Source organism: Pseudonocardia sp. CA-107938 (genome assembly GCF_050936315.1).
GTDB lineage: Bacteria > Actinomycetota > Actinomycetes > Mycobacteriales > Pseudonocardiaceae > Pseudonocardia.
This window is the reverse complement of record NZ_JBNJNA010000001.1, coordinates 3718368-3735000: the sequence shown is the minus strand read 5'-3', so window position 1 is coordinate 3735000 and position 16633 is coordinate 3718368. Positions and strand designations below refer to the sequence as shown.

At 74.0% G+C, this 16633-nt stretch carries 17 protein-coding genes (1 of these 17 running past the window's edge); 3 read left to right on the top strand and 14 right to left on the bottom strand.

Going from position 1 to position 16633, the window contains the following annotated elements; all coding sequences use genetic code 11:
- Window positions 1-1174, bottom strand: partial view of a cytochrome c oxidase assembly protein gene (locus tag ACQEVB_RS18660; RefSeq protein WP_432972816.1) — the 5' portion only. 962 nt of this gene lie to the left of the window's left edge; only the first 1174 of its 2136 coding nucleotides appear in the window; the start codon lies at window positions 1172-1174; its stop codon lies beyond the left edge, outside the window.
- Window positions 1175-1245: 71 nt separating this feature from the next.
- Between ACQEVB_RS18660 and ACQEVB_RS18655 the strand changes: the two genes are divergently transcribed.
- Window positions 1246-1863, top strand: a complete 618-nt coding sequence (locus ACQEVB_RS18655; RefSeq protein WP_432972813.1) for a methyltransferase domain-containing protein — start codon at window positions 1246-1248, stop codon at window positions 1861-1863.
- Between the two features lie 86 nt (window positions 1864-1949).
- Here the strand turns inward: ACQEVB_RS18655 and ACQEVB_RS18650 are convergent, their stop codons facing one another.
- The 3 genes from ACQEVB_RS18650 to ACQEVB_RS18640 all read right to left on the bottom strand — a co-directional run bounded on the left by ACQEVB_RS18650 (window position 1950) and on the right by ACQEVB_RS18640 (window position 5232).
- Window positions 1950-3884 (bottom strand): putative bifunctional diguanylate cyclase/phosphodiesterase, encoded by a 1935-nt coding sequence (locus ACQEVB_RS18650; protein WP_432972810.1) that lies wholly within the window; start codon window positions 3882-3884, stop codon window positions 1950-1952.
- A gap of 57 nt (window positions 3885-3941) precedes the next feature.
- On the bottom strand, window positions 3942-4742 hold the full coding sequence (locus ACQEVB_RS18645) for a PP2C family protein-serine/threonine phosphatase (RefSeq protein WP_432972807.1): 801 nt from the start codon (window positions 4740-4742) through the stop codon (window positions 3942-3944).
- A gap of 292 nt (window positions 4743-5034) precedes the next feature.
- Entirely contained in the window at window positions 5035-5232 is a 198-nt protein-coding gene (locus ACQEVB_RS18640) for a hypothetical protein (protein WP_432972804.1), read from the bottom strand.
- A gap of 12 nt (window positions 5233-5244) precedes the next feature.
- Here ACQEVB_RS18640 and ACQEVB_RS18635 point away from each other — a divergent pair, with 12 nt between their 5' ends.
- A complete protein-coding gene (locus tag ACQEVB_RS18635; protein ID WP_432972801.1) occupies window positions 5245-5508 on the top strand; it encodes a hypothetical protein in 264 nt (87 codons plus the stop codon).
- Here ACQEVB_RS18635 and ACQEVB_RS18630 read toward each other — a convergent pair.
- From ACQEVB_RS18630 to ACQEVB_RS18620, 3 genes are read right to left on the bottom strand one after another with little or no spacing between them, the layout of a single operon-like run.
- Complete coding sequence (locus tag ACQEVB_RS18630) at window positions 5502-6167, bottom strand: GOLPH3/VPS74 family protein (protein WP_432972798.1); 666 nt, start codon at window positions 6165-6167, stop codon at window positions 5502-5504. The two genes, ACQEVB_RS18635 and ACQEVB_RS18630, sit on opposite strands and share 7 nt — an antisense overlap.
- A gap of 38 nt (window positions 6168-6205) precedes the next feature.
- Window positions 6206-6958: a hypothetical protein gene (locus ACQEVB_RS18625; RefSeq protein ID WP_432972795.1), complete on the bottom strand. Its 753-nt coding sequence runs from the start codon at window positions 6956-6958 to the stop codon at window positions 6206-6208.
- Window positions 6955-7845, bottom strand: coding sequence for an ABC transporter ATP-binding protein (locus ACQEVB_RS18620; protein WP_432972792.1), 891 nt, complete (start codon window positions 7843-7845; stop codon window positions 6955-6957). The genes ACQEVB_RS18625 and ACQEVB_RS18620 overlap by 4 nt, the downstream gene beginning before the upstream one ends.
- Before the next feature lie 98 nt (window positions 7846-7943).
- Between ACQEVB_RS18620 and serA the strand changes: the two genes are divergently transcribed.
- Window positions 7944-9143 (top strand): phosphoglycerate dehydrogenase, encoded by a 1200-nt coding sequence (gene serA, locus ACQEVB_RS18615; protein WP_432972789.1) that lies wholly within the window; start codon window positions 7944-7946, stop codon window positions 9141-9143.
- 10 nt (window positions 9144-9153) lie between these two features.
- Here serA and ACQEVB_RS18610 read toward each other — a convergent pair whose 3' ends face one another.
- The 7 genes from ACQEVB_RS18610 to ACQEVB_RS18580 all read right to left on the bottom strand — a co-directional run bounded on the left by ACQEVB_RS18610 (window position 9154) and on the right by ACQEVB_RS18580 (window position 16541).
- On the bottom strand, window positions 9154-9360 hold the full coding sequence (locus ACQEVB_RS18610; RefSeq protein WP_432972786.1) for a hypothetical protein: 207 nt from the start codon (window positions 9358-9360) through the stop codon (window positions 9154-9156).
- A gap of 120 nt (window positions 9361-9480) precedes the next feature.
- On the bottom strand, window positions 9481-10062 hold the full coding sequence (locus tag ACQEVB_RS18605; protein WP_432972783.1) for a hypothetical protein: 582 nt from the start codon (window positions 10060-10062) through the stop codon (window positions 9481-9483).
- 143 nt (window positions 10063-10205) lie between these two features.
- On the bottom strand, window positions 10206-11666 hold the full coding sequence (locus ACQEVB_RS18600) for an aldehyde dehydrogenase (NADP(+)) (RefSeq protein WP_432972780.1): 1461 nt from the start codon (window positions 11664-11666) through the stop codon (window positions 10206-10208).
- Between the two features lie 10 nt (window positions 11667-11676).
- The gene (locus ACQEVB_RS18595; protein ID WP_432972777.1) at window positions 11677-12816 is read right to left on the bottom strand and encodes a hypothetical protein; all 1140 of its coding nucleotides are present in this window, start codon (window positions 12814-12816) and stop codon (window positions 11677-11679) included.
- A complete protein-coding gene (locus ACQEVB_RS18590) occupies window positions 12813-14069 on the bottom strand; it encodes a glucarate dehydratase family protein (RefSeq protein WP_432972774.1) in 1257 nt (418 codons plus the stop codon). The genes ACQEVB_RS18595 and ACQEVB_RS18590 overlap by 4 nt, the downstream gene beginning before the upstream one ends.
- Window positions 14069-14998 carry a 5-dehydro-4-deoxyglucarate dehydratase gene (locus ACQEVB_RS18585; RefSeq protein ID WP_432972771.1) on the bottom strand — a complete coding sequence of 310 codons (930 nt, stop codon included), beginning with the start codon at window positions 14996-14998 and terminating at the stop codon, window positions 14069-14071. The genes ACQEVB_RS18590 and ACQEVB_RS18585 overlap by 1 nt, the downstream gene beginning before the upstream one ends.
- A gap of 34 nt (window positions 14999-15032) precedes the next feature.
- Window positions 15033-16541 carry a sodium:solute symporter family protein gene (locus tag ACQEVB_RS18580; protein ID WP_432972768.1) on the bottom strand — a complete coding sequence of 503 codons (1509 nt, stop codon included), beginning with the start codon at window positions 16539-16541 and terminating at the stop codon, window positions 15033-15035.
- Window positions 16542-16633: the final 92 nt, after the last annotated feature.

The window sequence follows — 16633 nt, the reverse complement described above, 5'->3', positions numbered from 1 at the left end:
CTGCGGCCGAGCCGAGGATCAGGTCGAACCGCCAGGCGAACAGCAGCGTGCCGAGGTCGGGTGGGCCCGGCAGGTCGTACCCGATCACCACTTCGGTGCGCGAGGGGCGCCCCTCCCCCGTGTCGGGTGGCGCGGAGCGGCCCAGCGCGACGGCGAGCCCGACGGTCGCGGCCATGATCAGCACCTCGACGCCGGCGAGCCGCACCAGGGCGGACGTGCTGCCGCCGGCGGCCGCGTCGACGGTGCTCCGCCGGTGCAGCGCGCCCATGCCGCCCAGCACGAGCAGCGCCACCACCTTGAGCAGGATCAACAGCCCGTAGAACGAGCCGAACAGCGCGAACAGCGGGATGCGGACCAGCGTGTTCACGACGCCGGTGAACGCGAGGACGATCCAGCAGGCCAGGGCCAGCCGGGAGAACCGCGGCACCGCGGTCGCGAGCGCGGTCGCCCGGTCGGACCCGCGCGCCGCCGCCAGCACGACGACGGCGGCCAGACCGCCCACCCACAGCGACGCCGCGAGGACGTGCAGGACCAGGCTGTTGGACGCGACGTCGTGCGCGCCCCCGGTGGCGGAGTGCCCGGTGAACGTCACCGGCAGCGGGCCGGCCACGGCCAGCGCGAACAGCACCACCGTCCAGCCCCAGCTCAGCACGGTCCGCGCACCGGCGAGGACGACCAGCGCGATCACCGCGGTGAGCGTCCATGCGGCGCCGGCGGACAGTCGGGGCACCAGCTGGACGAGCAGGCCCAGGTCCAGCACGTCGGTGACCGGCCGGCCCAGCGCGTCGGCGACGTTGAGCGGCACCAGCGCGAGCGCCGCCACGGCCCAGACAGCCGCCGTCCACGACGCGACCCGGACCGCGCGGAAGCCGGCGACGTCGAGGTAGCCGGAGCGCTGCGGCGGCACGAGGAACGCCGCGAGCAGCAGCGCGCCGATCGTGAGCACCATGCTGATCTCGGACAGCGCGCGCACCGCGGGCAGCCCGACCGTCGTCAGCTCGCCGGGATCGGGGAGGCCGAGCGCGACGAGCGGGCGTGCGCCGCTGCCGGCGACGATCGCCGCGGCGACCAGCACGGCGATCGCGGCTGCCAGCACCAGGAGTGCGGCGGTGCGCGGTGGACGTCGCTCGGCGACGGTTCGGGAACGGCTGTCGTCGGCAGTCACCTGCGCCATGCCGACCAGGCTATGCCTGGCCGCCGGCACCCCACCGGCGGTGTGCCGGGCCGGCGCGCGAGACTCGCCCCATGCGGCCGTCCGCGACACCTCTGCTCGGGAGGCTGACCGATGGTGGAGGTGGCACGGCGGCCGCGTGGGCGACCGCTCCCCTGGCGGACTCGGAGTACCCGCTCGAGCTCGTCCCCGACGCGCGGGGCGTCGGGCTGGCCACCGCGTCCGGCCTGGCCCGCGCCGCTGCCGCGGCTCTGCCGGTGTGGACGAACGCGCTCGACGGGATCTGCCTGACCGCGGTGCTCGCCGCCGCGCCCGACGTGGACGGCGTGTTCGCCGAGGTCCGGCGGGTGCTGCGGCCGGCGGGCACCCTCGTCGTGGTCACGCCGTCGGCCGCCGTGCGGGCGCCGGGGCAGCTGCCGCTGCGCGCCGTCCACCGGCACGGGTGGCCGCACCGCTCCGCGCTCGACGACGTCGGCTGGCTGCTCGCCGCTGCCGACTTCGCAGTGCTCGCCGACGACCGCGTCGCCTTCGAGGTGGACGTGCCGGAACAGGACGCGGCGGCACTGGCCGCCGAGCTCTCGGCCGCCGGTGTGTGGCCGCCCGCGGTGCCCGACGCCGTCGTCGCCCGGCTTGCCGCCCGCGGCGGTCGGCGGTGGCCCGTGCCCCTGCGGCGGCTGGTCGCCCGCCGCTGACGGAAACGCAGGACTCGCCCCGCAGAACGCGAGACTCGCCCCGCAGAACGCGAGACTCGCCCCGCAGAACGCAGGACTCGCGGGGGTCAGGTGCCGGCGCCGACCAGTTCCACCAGTGGGGCGGGGCGGCCCAGGTGGAAGCCCTGCCCGTGGTCCACGCCCAGGCGGCGCAGCTCGCCGACGAGCTCCGGCCGGTCGACCTGCTCGGCCACGGTGACCATGCCCATCTGCCGCGCCAGTGCCACGACCGCGCCGACGAGTGCCCGGTCGGTGTCGGACTGGTCGACCTGCGCGACGAAGTCGCCCGCGACCTTCACCGACGTGAACCGCAGGTGCTTCAGGTAGGCGAACGAGCCGAACCCGGCGCCGAAGTCGTCGAGGGCGAACCCGACCCCAGCCTCGACCAGCCGGGTCGCCAGGCCGCGCGCTGCGGCCAGCTCGGTGACCGCCGCCGTCTCCGTGATCTCGACGCCCAGCCGGTCCGGCTGCACCTCGTTGCGGCGCAGCTCGTCGAGGATCCAGCCGCCGAGGTCCGGGTCCTCCAGCGAGCGGCCCGACAGGTTGGCCTCCAGCCGCAGGCCCGACTCGCGGGCGCGCGGCGTCGCGAGCGCGCGCACCGCCTGTCCCACGACCCACCGGTCGAGCCGGTGCACCAGGTCGGTGTGCTCCACCGGAGGCAGGAACTCGGCCGGCCCGAGCGGCGGCTCCAGCCCGTCGCACAACCGCAGCAGCAGCTCGTACCGCGTGGTGCGGTGGGTGCGCAGGTCGACGATCGGCTGCGCGGCCAGCTGCATCGAGCCGTCCTCGAGCGCGCCGGCCACGCGCCGCAGCAGGGCGGACCGGCCGCCGGCCGCGCGCCGCAGCTCGTCGGAGTAGCCGACCGCGCGGTTGCGTCCGGTGCGCTTGGCCTCGTCGAGCGCGATCCCGGCGTGCTCGAGCGATGCGTCCACGTCGTCGCGGACGATCTCGGCGACGCCGGCGCTCACGGCGACGTGGATGATGCCGGCGCCCGTCGGGACGGGGGTGCGATCGACCGCTGCGCAGAGCCTGTCGGCCGCTGCGACCGCCTCGGCGATCCCGCGGGCGGGCAGGACCGCGGCGAAGCGGTCGCCACCGATCCGGCCGAGCAGCGGCCCGCCGCCGATCTCGCGGCGCAGGACGCTCGCCAGCGCACGCAGCGCCTCGTCCCCGACGGCGATGCCGTGCAGCTCGTTGACCTCGCCCAGGTGGTCCACGTCGATGACGACGACGGCGCCGCGGTCGGGGCCGGCAGCGCTCTCGGCGAGGTAGGCCATGAGACGCTGCCGGCTGGCCACCCCCGTCTGCAGGTCGTGCCCGGCAAGGAACGCCACCTCGCGCCGTGCGGTCTGCATCTCGGTGACGTCCCGGGCGGTGCCGACCAGGCGGACCACCGGCTGCGCGGCGAGCCCGCGGCGGCCCTCGCCGTGCACCTCGAACGTGCGCAGGGCGGAGCGGTCGGCCCGGTACATGCGGATGGTGCGCACCCACGGCTCACCGGTGCGCGCCGCGTCGATCGCCGTGCGGCGCAGCAGCGGGGCGTCGTCCGGGTGCAGCAGCTCGGTGAGCTGCCGCCGGTCAACCCCGACGTCGGCCCGGAGGCCGATGATCCCGAAGAGCTCCGGCGACCAGCGGACCCGGTCGGCCACCACGTCCCAGTCCCAGGTGCCGGTGCCGGGGACCTCGGTGACGGGTCCGCCGTCGTAGTCGGTCTCGTCCACCAGCGAGACCAGCCGCCCGCCAGGCACGTCCCGCTGCTCCGCCCGCCACCACCGGACGGATCCGTCGGGGGCGGCCCAGCGCAGGCACAGGGGCCCGCCGCGCAGGCCGGTGACGACGTCAGCGGCGCCGGTGCTCCCGTCGGACCAGTGCCCGCCGTACGGCTCGACCAGCTGCGCGGCGGCGGCGTTGTGCCAGCGCACCCCCGCCTCGTCGACCACCACCATCGCCGCCGGGGCCATGCCCGCCGCGGCCGCCGCGATCAGCAGCACATCGGGGGACATATCGGGCTCGTGCGCCACACGCGTCCTCTCCGGCGGGCTGCGACCCGTCCGATCGGCTCAGGACCGCCCGGACTGCTCGGCCGCAGCCCCGACGATCAAAGGCGCCTGCTCAGCGGGAGCAGGTTCCTCCACCAGGTCGGCGACGATGCACGTGATGTTATCCGGGCCGCCGCCCGCGTTCGCCCGTTCGATGAGTGCGGCCACCGCTCCGGCCCGCTCCTGCTCGTTCGCCAGCACGTCCCGGATCTCCGCGTCGTCGAGCACGGCGGTGACCCCGTCGGAGCAGATGAGGTAGCGGTCGCCGATCCGTCCTTCGTGCTCGAACAGGTCGGGTTCGGCGGTGGTGCCGTCCTGCAGCGTGCGGATCAGCCACGACCGGCGGGGGTGATCGGCCGCCTCCTCGGCGGAGATCCGGCCCTCGTCCACGAGCGCCTGGACGAGCGTGTGGTCGCGGGTCATCCGCACCAGCTCGCCGTCCCGCAGCAGGTAGGCGCGGGAATCGCCGATGTGCAGCACCCCGATCCGGGTGCCGTCGACGAGGAAGGCGACGACCGTGGTGCCGGTGCCCCGCATCTCCGGCTCGGCGTCGGCGAGCGCGGTGATGCGGGCGGCCGCGTCGTCGATCGCCTCGGCGAGGTTCGCGAGCAGATCCACCTCGGCGAGATCGACGCCTTCGAGGCGCCCGGCCAGATCGAGGAACGACGTGACGGCGACGGTGCTGGCCACCTCGCCGTGCGCATGGCCCCCCATCCCATCGGCCAGGGCGAGCAGCCGCGTGCTCGTCACGGCCGAGTCCTGGTTCATCGACCGCCGCCGACCGGTGTCGGAACCGGCGGCCGAGCGCAACGTCGGGAACATGCCGCACAGACTCTCATGCGGTGAACGCGCTGTGCGGGCGACTGCACGAGCCGTTGCCTCCTGTGCCGTCGACCTGGCGGAGCTGCGGCGTTCGCGGCCGGCGACCGGGCGATCGACGTGACGGGCCGACACGGCCGCGCGAGCATCGCCGCAGGGCCGAGCTGCTGCCCGTGCTGGAACCGTGGAGCCTCGCCGAACCCGCGGTGACCTGGCGATTCGACAACAGCAGACCCCTGGCTGTTCCTCGACACCGCCATGACCTCGGCGCAGGTCGGTGCCGCCGCGCGGGCGATCATGGTGCGCAACCATCGATCAGCCGCAGACCACCCGACCGGTGGTGGCGCCGGCCCGTCCCGCCGGCACCGGCGGTGAGCCCCGAGCACGCCGTGGAGCTGATCTGCGATCCCGCCGGATTCCCGGCCGCGATAGGTGGGCTGCTCGTGCGCGACGGCACGCTGCCGCCGACGGCGGCCTCGTCGACACCGGTCACGGCGTCACCTCCGTGGTCGAGCACGTCGGCTCGCGGATCCGCGTCTGGGCCGACGTCGACATCGACGCCGAGGAGCCGATCCCGCGCGACAACCCGTACGTCGAGTTCGCGCGGTCCGAGCTCACGGACATGCTCGACGGTGCGCGGCTGCGGCTCGCCGGCTTCCGCGACCGGGCGCGCGACTGGGCCCTCGAGCAGCGCCTCACGCCGTCGACGGCCAACCGGTTGGCGGAGGCGCTCGACCGCGGGCTGGAGATCTCCGGCCGGTACTACTGAGTGCTGCTCGCCGCTCCCGCGATCGACGACGCGACGACCGCGGACATGATGGTCGACCTCACCGCCTGCACGGCCTGCGCCACGGCCGAGCCGGCCCAGTCGCCCTCCGCGATCTGCTTGGCGCGGGCGCGCAGCTCGCGCCGCGGCCCGTCGACGACCTTGTGCTCGGCCTTCACCGCGTAGAGCAGCGACACGAGCGCGGCGGTGCGCTCGTCGGGATCGGTCTTGCCGGCGAGCGCGGACGCGACGCGGGAGTGCAGCGCCGCCCGCGGCGCGGGGTCGACGAACCGCCAGGTCGTCGCCGGGAACACGCCGAGGACGCGGCTCGTCTCCCCCGCGACGATCCCGGCCGTGGCGAGCCGGTCGAACGTCGCCGCCCGCAGCTTCGACGACAGCCGCTCCACCGCGGACGCCGCGCGGCGCCTCCTCGTGCCGAGGCGCTCGGCGGCCGCGTCGAGCAGCGCGTCGCCGGTCGGTTCGCCGACGACCGTGATCCGCGCCCTGCTGCCCGTGCCGGACACGGTCAGGCGGCCGGCGCCGGCCAGGTCGAGCAGCAGCGCACCGCCGATGACGCGGTCGAACGCCGTGCCGTCGACCAGCGGTTTGCCCGTCGCCGGGTCGACGAGCAGCAGCGCGAGGTCCTCCGCGAGGGTGGGCATGGGTTCTCCTTACCGGACGGTGTGGGTGCGACGCGACGTCAGGCGTCGCGGGTGGCGGCGCGCCATGCGGCGAACCCGACGGGTCCGGTGAGCCAGCCGACGAGCAGCAGCGCGGCCGGGGCTGCGGCGAGGTGCTCGGCGGTGCCGGGCGTCGACACGCCGGCCAGGCCGTGCACCGCCGCGGACGGCATCAGCGGTGCGAGGACGGCCAGCGCGTCGACCCAGCCGACGACGCCCGGGAGCAGGAGCAAGGCGAGTGCGCCGGCGACCCCGCCGCCGGTGCTGCGGGTGGTCACGGCCACCGCGAGGCCCGCCACGGCGTACACCACGGGCCCGGCGGCCGTGCCGGCCAGCAACCGGACGTCGATCGGGGTGAGGTCCAGCCCGGCCAGCAGCAGCGCCGCCTGCCCGACCGCCACGCACAGCGTCGCGGCCGTGATCGCGACCAGCACCGCGATCCCGACGACGACGGCGGCCTTCGCGAGGATCACCCGTTCGCGGTGGGGGGTGAGGAGGAAGGTGGGCGCGATCGTGCCCGTCGGGTACTCCGAGCCGGCGATCAGCGCGCCCAGGACGACCAGCACGACGGCCGCGACGTCGACGCCGACCAGAGCGGCCCCGACGACGTCGGGCGGTGGCACCTCCGTGACCGTCCGGCCCTGCGTGACCGGCAGGCTGAGCACGAACACGGCCGCCAGCAGCACCGCGGCGACCGGTGCTGCCGCGGCCAGCGCCGGCACCGAGCGCACGGTGACGGCCTTGATCAGCTCGGACCGGATCGTCGCGATCACGACGCCGCTCCGCTCGACAGGGCGCGGACGGCCGCCTCCAGGCCACGGTCGTGCAGGCTGAGCTCGCGCAGCGCGACCCCGCGTTCGAGGGCGACCCGGCCGGCCGCCTCCGGGGGCAGCCCGCGCACGGACAGACCGTCCGGGGCTCGGTCGACGGTCCCGCCGGCCCGGTCGAGCGCTCCGGCGAGGTCCGCCGTCGCGCACGGGTCGGCCGGGACGATGCGCAGCACCGCGGTGTGCCCGCGCAGGTCGGCGATCGTCCCGGCGGCGAGCAACCGCCCGTGCCCGATCACCACCACGCGTTCGGCGGTGTGCTCCAGCTCGCCCAGCAGGTGGCTGGACACGAACACGGTCCGACCCTGTGCCGCGAGCCCGGTCAGGAGCTCGCGCACCCAGCGGATGCCGTCAGGGTCGAGGCCGTTGAGCGGCTCGTCGAGCACCAGCACCGCTGGGTCGCCGAGGAGCGCGCCGGCGATGCCCAACCGCTGGCGCATGCCGAGGGAGAACCCGCCCACCCGCCGGTCGGCGGCGCGCGCGATCCCCGTCTGCTCCAGCACGTCGGTGATCCGCGCGGACGGCAGGCCGGCGGCGGCGGCCATCCAGCGCAGGTGGTCGCGCGCGCTGCGCCCGGGGTGCGCGCACCGCGGGTCCAAAAGCGCGCCGACGGTGCGGGCCGGCTGCGGGAGCGCGCAATAGCGGCGCCCGCTGAACGTCGCCGTCCCGGCCGTCGGGGCGTCAAGACCGAGCAGCATCCGCAGCGTCGTCGACTTGCCGGCGCCGTTCGCCCCGACGAATCCGGTGACCGCGCCCGGCTCGACGGTGAACGACAGCCCGTCCACCGCCGCCAGCTCGCCGTAGCGCTTCGTCAACCCGTCCACGGTGATCACACCAGCACGATCCCCGGCCGGCGGGCGGGCGCGGTAGCTGCTTTCGTCGGTGCGGGGTGAGCCGATGGAGGGCTGGCGCGGCGAACTAGCCTGGACACGTGAAGGCTCTCCTCCTCGAGAACATCCATCCCGTCGCGGCCGAGGCGCTGCGTGACGCCGGGTACGAGGTCGACGCCCGTTCGCGGTCGCTCACCGAGGACGAGCTGGTCGAGGCGCTGCCCGGGGTGAGCCTGCTCGGGATCCGGTCCAACACGACCATCACGCCGCGGGTGCTGGAGGCCGGGAAGGACCTGCTCGCCGTCGGCTGCTTCTGCATCGGCACCAACCAGGTGGACCTCGCCGACGCCGCCGCGCGCGGCATCGCCGTCTTCAACGCGCCGTACTCCAACACGCGCAGCGTCGTCGAGCTGGTGCTCGGCGAGATCATCGCGTTGGCCCGGCGGCTGCCCGAGAAGACCCAGCGCATGCACGAGGGCGTGTGGGACAAGTCGGCGAAGGGCAGCCACGAGATCCGCGGGCGCACCCTCGGCATCGTCGGGTACGGCAACATCGGCACCCAGCTGTCGAACGTCGCCGAGGCCGTCGGGCTGCGGGTGATCTTCTACGACACGGCCGACCGGCCCGCGCACGGCAACGCGCGGCGGATGCGGTCGCTGCCGGAGCTGCTGGCCGCGGCCGACATCGTCACGCTGCACGTCGACGGGCGTCCGGGCAACGCCGGCCTGTTCGGCGCCGAGCAGTTCGCGATGATGAAGCCGCGGTCGATGTTCATCAACGCCTCGCGCGGCATGGTCGTCGACGCGGAGGCCCTGCGCGACAACATCCTGTCCGGGCACCTCGCCGGCGCCGCCATGGACGTCTTCCCCATCGAGCCGAAGGCGCAGGGCGACCCGTTCGAGTCGCCGCTGCGCGGGCTCGACAACGTGATCCTCACCCCGCACGTCGGCGGCTCCACCCAGGAGGCGCAGGAGGAGATCGGGCACTTCGTCTCCGGCAAGTTCCTCGGGTTCGTCCAGCGCGGCAACACCGCGCTCTCGGTGAACCTGCCCGCCGTGGCGCCGCCGCATCCTCAGGGCAACTTCCGCATCGGCTACCTGCACGCCAACGCCCCGGGGGTGCTGGCCGGCATCCACCAGCTCATCGCCGACGCCGGTGCCAACGTCGTGGGCGAGTCGCTGACCACGCTCGGCGACCGCGGCTACGTCATCGCCGACACCGACCTCGAGCTCACCGACGGGCAGCTGGCCGAGCTGCGCCGCTCGCCGCACACCGTGTGGCTGCGGACCTGGCGGCCCTGAGGGCAACCGGTCAGTCGTCACCGCCCGACGAGTCCCGCGACAGCCGGGCGATGACGACGAACGCCAGTACGACGGCGAGCACGAGCGCGCCCAGGATCCACAGCCTCAGGTCGACCAGCACGGACCCGGCCGACGGTTCCGGTGACGGGGTGGGCGCAGCCTGCGCGTACGCCGGCGCGGCGAGCGCAGCCATCACCGCACCGACGAGGAGCAGCAACGACGCCGTCCTCGGCAGCCACCGGGCCGGCGCGGTCGATACCTCGGGAGAATGGGCAGAAGACATCACAGATCATTCCTTCGATCGGGCACGACGATTCGTCGGGAAAGGGCGCTGCCGTCAGATGCGGCAGGGGTACGGGCGGTGGTTCCCGTACGCCGGTGGCGCCCTGCTCGAGATCCTCGACGAGAGCCGCGACGCGGCCCAGGCCCGATCCGGCGCTTGCGCCGGGGACTCCTCGTCCGAAGGAGGAACTGCGAACTGCGGCAGTGCCAGTTCGACGATCGTCCGCTGCACGAACACGTTCCAGAGCAGCGGCGTCGCCGCTCCCATCGCGGCGTGCACTCCGGCGCCGACGACGAGCAGCGCTGCCGGCGGCCCCTCCGCGCCGGCCGCCAGGTGCTCCGCCCACTCGATCAGCAGGAACGTCGCCGGCGCACCCGCGGCTGCCAGCGAGCCGGGGCGGAGCAGGCCTGCCCACCGCGGCTGGCCGGGGGCCAGGCCGGCCGCGACCACCGTGACCACGAAGGCCGCCATCGCGAGCATGATCGCGCCGACGCCCTGGTGGACGGGGGCACAGGGGCTCGTCCCGTCATGGGTGTGGGCGAACAGGACGGTGGTCAGGAGGTGCGCCGTCGACCACGTCACGACGCCGAACGCCGCGGCGGCGGAGACGACCAGGACGCTCCGAAGCGAACGCACGCCTGTCACCCCCGCCCGATCCCGTTGTCACAACGGTAGAACGGGAATCGGCATTGCGGGGTTAGCCGTCGGTAAAAGGTGGGACCGAATTCAGATCACTATCACGATCGGGGGTTGCCCGACGGTGACAAAGACCTGCGCATTCATTCCCGATTCCGTGCCCACGGGGGAACGCCGTCGGTGCGCCGGGGCAGCTGCCACGGGTTGGCCTCCTGGAGCGCGTCCGGCAGGAGCGCGTCGGGGAACCCCTGCCACGCCACGGGCCGCAGGAACCGCTCGATCGCGGCCGTGCCCACGGACGTCGTGGTGGGCGCCGTGGTGGCCGGGTACGGGCCGCCGTGCTGCTGCGCCCAGCTGACGGTGACGCCGGTGGGCCAGTCGTTCCACAGCAGGCGCCCGGCCAGCCGGGTCAGGCTGGGCAGCAGGCCACGCACCAGCTCGGCCTCGCTCTCCTCGCCGTGGACAGTGGCGGTGAGGCCGGGTTCCAGCCCGTCCAGGACGTCGAGCAGCTCGGCCTGGTCGGTGTAGGTCACGATCAGCGATGCCGGCCCGAAGCACTCCTCGCGGACCGTCGCGTCGGCCTCCGCGAACGCCTTGGCCGTGGTGGCGAGCAGGGTCGGGGTGAACGTCGATCCGTCTGTTCCCCCGGCGACCAGCACCTCGACGCCGGGCGCCCCGCGCACCTCGTCCAGCCGCTGCGTGAACCCGGAGGAGATGCGGTCGTTCAGCATCGGCTGCGCCGCGGCCGCGGTGACGGCGGCGCGGAGGTCCTCGTCGAGGCCGTGACCCGCCGGCAGGAACAGCAGGCCCGGCTTCGTGCAGAACTGCCCGGCACCCAGGCTGAACGAGCCGGCGTAGCCCTTCGCGATGGCCGGGCCCCGGGCCGCGACCGCACCGGGCGTGACGACGACCGGGTTGACGCTGCCCAGCTCGCCGTAGAACGGGATGGGCGTGGGCCGGGAGACGGCGATGTCGAACAGCGCGCGCCCGCCGGCCACCGAGCCGGTGAAGGAGGCGGCCGCGATGCGCGGGTCCTTCAGCGCGGTCACCCCGTCCTCGACGCCGTGGATGACGTCGAAGAGGCCCGCCGGGGCACCGGCGGCGGCCAGTGCCTCGCGCACGATCGCGCCCGTCCGGGTGGAGAGCTCCTCGTGGCCCGGGTGCGCCTTCAGCACCACCGGGCAGCCCGCGGCCAACGCGGACGCGGTGTCGCCGCCGGCCACGCTGAACGCGAACGGGAAGTTGCTGGCCGCGAAGACGAGCGTCGGCCCGATCGGCACGAGCACCCGGCGGATGTCCGGCCGCGGGCCCATCGGCCACTCAGGGTCGGCGTGGTCGACGGTGGCGCCGAGGAACGCCCCGTCGCGCAGGACGTCGCCGAAGAGGCGCAGCTGGAACGTGGTGCGGGCCAGCTCGCCCTTCAACCGGGGCGCCTCCGGCAGGTGCGTCTCGGCGGCGGCCAGCGGGATCAGCTCGGCGGCCGCGGCGTCGAGCGCGTCGGCGACGGCGTCGAGCCATCCGGCGCGGACGGTCGGCGTGCTGGCTGCCGCCGGTGCGGCCGCGCTCGCGGCAGCGGCCAGCACCGAGTCGAGAGAAGTACCCATGTGTGCCTGTCTACTCGTGTGCCGCGGTCGCGGCAGCCTGCAGGTCGGGCCAGCGGGCCGGCCCGGCGAGGCCGAGGTGGTAGAGGTGCAGCTCGGCGGCGCCGGCCTTGGCCAAATCGGTGACGTAGGCGCCCATGTCGGGCACCGGGTTCGCCGCCACCGCGGTGACGTAGCTGCCGACGGCCACCCGCTCGGGCAGCTGCGCCCGCGCCGCGGCGACGGCGTCGATCGACACCCGGCCGGGCGCCCAGTTCTGCAGCACCACGGCGTCGACGTCGTCGGCCGCGCGCGGGGTGAGCCCGGGAAGGGCGCCCGTGACCCAGGGGTCGAGCGCGCCGTGCAGGACGACGCGCGGGCCCCGCCCGATCCGTTCCAGGACGGCGGCCCGCAGGGCGTCGACGGCCTGCTGCCGGGTGGTGAGCAGCACGTCGCTGAGCTCGCCGGGCAGCTCGTCGACGGTGGTGTCGAGGTCGACGATGAGCCGGCGCACCTCTGCCCGCAACGCCGCGCGCACCCGGTCCGGGTCCTGGCCGGCGGCGCGCCACCCGGCCGCGCACGCGGCGCAGCAGCAGATCGACAGCAGGCGCGCCACGGCGGGCGACCAGACGCCGTCGGTCTTCTCGTGCTGGTGCTGGTGGACGGCGCCGAGCGGGCCGCAGGCCTCCAGGATCACCGACGAGAACTCCAGGTCGCGCAGGCTCTCGGCGGTCAGCACGGCGGCGTAGGTGCGCACGGCGTCCTGGGCCGGGCACAGCGCCCACGGGTAGACCTCGTCGAAGCAGTTGCGCACGGCCAGCTCCGGCGACCGGCCCCCCAGCAGCGAGTTGTGCGTGAGCACGATCCAGGCGGCCGCCGGGATGCCCGCGGCGGTCAGCGTGCGCACGGCGTGACCGGCGCTGTCCGGCCCGGGCACCCAGTCCGGCGGCGCCGGCCGCAGCACCGCGCCGTCCCACGCCTCCGCACGGACCGGCCGGTAGAACGCCGCGTGCCGGGCGATCACCGACGTGCCGTCGGGCGACCACGGCGTCGCTGCCCGCGCGCTGTGGTAGGCGACGGCGACCGCCACCTCGTCGACGCCGAGCCCCTGCGCCCGCTCGACGAAGCCCGGCGTGGGCACGTCCCACGGGTACGCGTAGCCGACGAGCTTCACCAGCGGCCCCGGTTCGGGGTGAAGCCGGGCACGAAGCGCTGCATGTAGGTGGCGTCGTCGCGCTTGGTCAGGCCGCTGCGCACGTACGTCTCGTGCGCGCGGGCCAGCGCGTCCGGGTCCAGCTCGACGCCGAGGCCGGGCTTGTCCGGCACCGCGACGGCGCCACCGCGGAACTCCAGCGCCCCGGGCACGATCACGTCCTCGGACTTCCACGGCCAGTGCGTGTCGCAGGCGTAGGTGAGGTGCGGGGTCGCGGCGGCGACGTGCACCATCGCGGCGAGCGAGATGCCCAGGTGGCTGTTGGAGTGCATGGACAGCCCGACGCCGAACGTCTCGCACGTCACCGACAGGGCCTGCGTGTCGCGCAGGCCGCCCCAGAAGTGGTGGTCCGACAGCACGACGCCCACGGAGCCGGCGCGGAACGCGGGCGCGACGTCGGCGAAGCGGATCACGCACATGTTGGTGGCCAGCGGCATGCTCGCCTGCGCGGCGACCGTCGCCATGCCCTCGATGCCCGACGTCGGGTCCTCCAGGTACTCCAGCACGCCGTCGAGCTCGTGGGCGACGCGGATGCTCGTCTCCGGCGTCCAGGCGGCGTTGGGGTCGAGCCGCAGCGGGTGGTCCGGGAACGCCTCGGCCAGCGCCCGCATGGCCTCGATCTCCTGCTCCGGCGGGAACACGCCGCCCTTGAGCTTGATCGAGCGGAAGCCGTACTCGTCGATCATGCGCTTCGCCGAGCCGACGATCGCGTCGGGCGTGAGCAGCTCGCCCCAGTCGTCGGGATCGGAGCCGGGGTGGCCGCCGTACTTGTAGAACAGGTACGCCGAGAAGTCGACGGCGTCGCGGGCCTTGCCGCCGAGCAGGTCGACGACGGGTCGGCCCAGGTAGTGGCCCTGCGCGTCGAGCGACGCCACCTCGAACAGCGAGTAGACGGTGGCGACGGTCTTGTCGAGCGACGACCCGCCGGTCAGCCCGTGCGCGTCGGCGAACACCGAGCCGCCGATCGTCGTGGCGACGAGCCGGCGCAGCCCGGGCAGGTCGAACACGTCCCGCCCGGCCAGCTGCGGGAGCACGGCGCGGACCTGCTCGACCAGCGCGAGGTCGCCGTAGGTCTCGCCCAGCCCGACCACGCCGTCCTCGCAGCGCAGCTGCAGGATGCTGCGCAGCGCGTACGGCTCGTGCACGCCCATCATGTTGAGCAGCGGCGGGTCGGCGAACGCGACGGGCGTGAGCTCGGCATCGATGATCCGCATCAGAGCGCCCCCAGCACGGCGTAGCCGCGTTCGATGATCGTGCCGAGCCGGTCGATCTGGTCGGGCGTGGGTTCCACCAGCGGTGGCCGGACCGTGCCCACCTTGTCGCCGCGCAGCCGCGCGGCCGCCTTGACCAGGGAGACCGCGAAGCCCGGCGTCTCGTCGCGCAGCGCGACCAGCGGCAGGTAGAACCCGGCGAGCAGGGCGTCCATCACGGCGTGGTCGCCCTCGCCGAGCGCGCGGTGGAACCGCATCGCGATCTCCGGCGCGAAGCAGTGCACCGCCGACGAGTAGCGCGCCACCCCGATCGGCGCGTACGCCTTCGCCGAGACCTCCGCCGTCGGGAGGCCGTTGAAGAACAGGAAGCGCTGCGCCCGCTCGCTCCCCACCGAGCGGATCGTGGTGACGATGCGGGTCATCAGGTCGACGTCGCCGTAGCCGTCCTTGAGGCCGACCACCGACGGGACGTCCAGCAGCGCCGCCGCCGTCGCCGCCGTGAACACCCCCGTCCCGCGGTGGTAGACGATCACCGGCACCGACGACTCGCCGACGGCGAACCGGACGTGGTCGAGCAGCCCGCTCGGCGGCCCCGTCACCAGGTAGGGCGGCAGCAGGAGGACGCCGTCGGCGCCGCCCTCCTGAGCTGCCGCGATCCCGGCGCGGGCGGTGGCCGCACCACCGCCCGCGCCGACCCACACCGGCACCCGACCCCCGACGACCTCCCGGGCCCGCCTCAGGAGCGCCGCCAGCTCGCCCGGCGCCAGCGAGCTGAACTCACCGGTGCCGCACGCGACGAACAGTGCACCCGCCCCGGCCGCGACGTGACTCTCGACGTTCTCCGCGAACGCGTCGAGGTTCAGCTCGAGGTCCTCGGTGAACGGGGTGAGCGGGAAGGCCAGCAGGCCGTCCAGCGCGACCGTGTGCTCCATCAGGTGTCAGCTCTCTCGTCTCTGGTGCCGGGGGTCACGCGGGGACCGCGGACCCGTCTTTCGTCGGGACGTCGTCAGCGTCTTCGCGACCGATGACGTCGATGATCTCGTCCGTGGACGGCCGGCGCTCGGGTGCGATCCACCCGAGGCCGACGAACACGGCCAGCGAGATGAGGATCGGCGCCGAGACCGTCACGGCCAGGGTCGCGTTGAACACGTAGTAGGCGAGCGCGTAGGCCAGCAGGCCGGCCGCCCACGACGCGAGCGCCGCCCGCGAGCCCGACCGGCGGAACCACGGCAGCATGCCCAGCAGCAGCGGGATCGAGATCGGGCCCATCAACGCCGCCACCCACTGGACGACGATGGTCAGCACGCCGCCGAGGTTCTGCGCCTGCGTGGCGACGAGCATGGTCAGCACCACGAAGACGACGGTGGTGATCCGCGCGGCCGCCAGGCCCTGCTCGTCGGTCCACTGCCGGGCCCGCTTCACCAGCACCGGGATCATGTCGCGGGTGATCACCGCCGAGATCGCGTTGGCGTCGGAGGACACCATCGCCATGGTGTGGGAGAAGATCCCGGCGAGCACCAGGCCGATCAGGCCGGCGGGCAGGAACGTCGTGGTCATGACGGCGTAGGACGTGTTGGGGTCCTGCAGGCCGGGCACGAGCAGCGGCGCGGCGAACATCGGGAACATCATCACGAGCGGCCACAGCAGGTAGAGCGCCGACGAGAGCCGCGCGCCGCGCCGGGCCTCGTACGTGTTGGGCGCCGCCATGTACCGCTGCGCCAGGTTCCACATCCCGCCGTTGTACTCCAGCGTCTTCACCAGCACGTAGACCAGCAGCACGACGGTGGTGAACTTCGAGGTGGTCGGGTTGAGGTGCGACGGCGGGAGCTGGCCCCACAGCGTCCAGAGGCCGGAGATGCCGCCCAACTTGTCGAGCACCACCCACAGCATCACGACGGCGGCGAGCGCCTGGATGACGAACTGGCCGAAGTCGGTGAGCGCGTCGGCCCACAGACCGCCGACCGTGCAGTAGATCAGCGTGACGGTGCCGGTGATGACGATGCCCCAGACGTAGGGCACCCCGGCGAAGACGAAGAGCAGGGTGGCGACGGCGTACCACTTCGCGGCGATGTCGAAGATCTTCAACAGGCTGCCGCTCCACGCGAGCGCCTGCTGCGTCGGCACGTTGTAGCGCTTCGCGAGGTACTCCAGCGGGGAGGCGACGCCGAGCTTGGAGCGCAACCGGTTCCACCGGGCGGCGAAGAGCCAGCTCCCGATGCCGACGCCGATCCCGATGCTCGCGAAGCCCCAGAAGTAGACGGTGATGCCGTCGGTGTAGGCGACACCCGCGTAGGCGACGAAGAGGACCGCGCTGTAGCCGGACATGTGGTGCGAGATACCGGCCAGCCACCACGGCATCTTCCCGCCCGCGGTGAAGAAGTCCTTCACGTCGTGGATCCGGCGGTGCGACCACCAGCCGATGCCCACCATCAGCGCGAAGTAGAGGGACACCATCGTCCAGTCGAGGACGTGCATCGCTCGACCACCCCCTTCGTGTTCACATATGTGAACGAAGTCTGCTAACGTGACGACGTTCGCCTATGCGAACGCCGCACAGGAAGCTAATG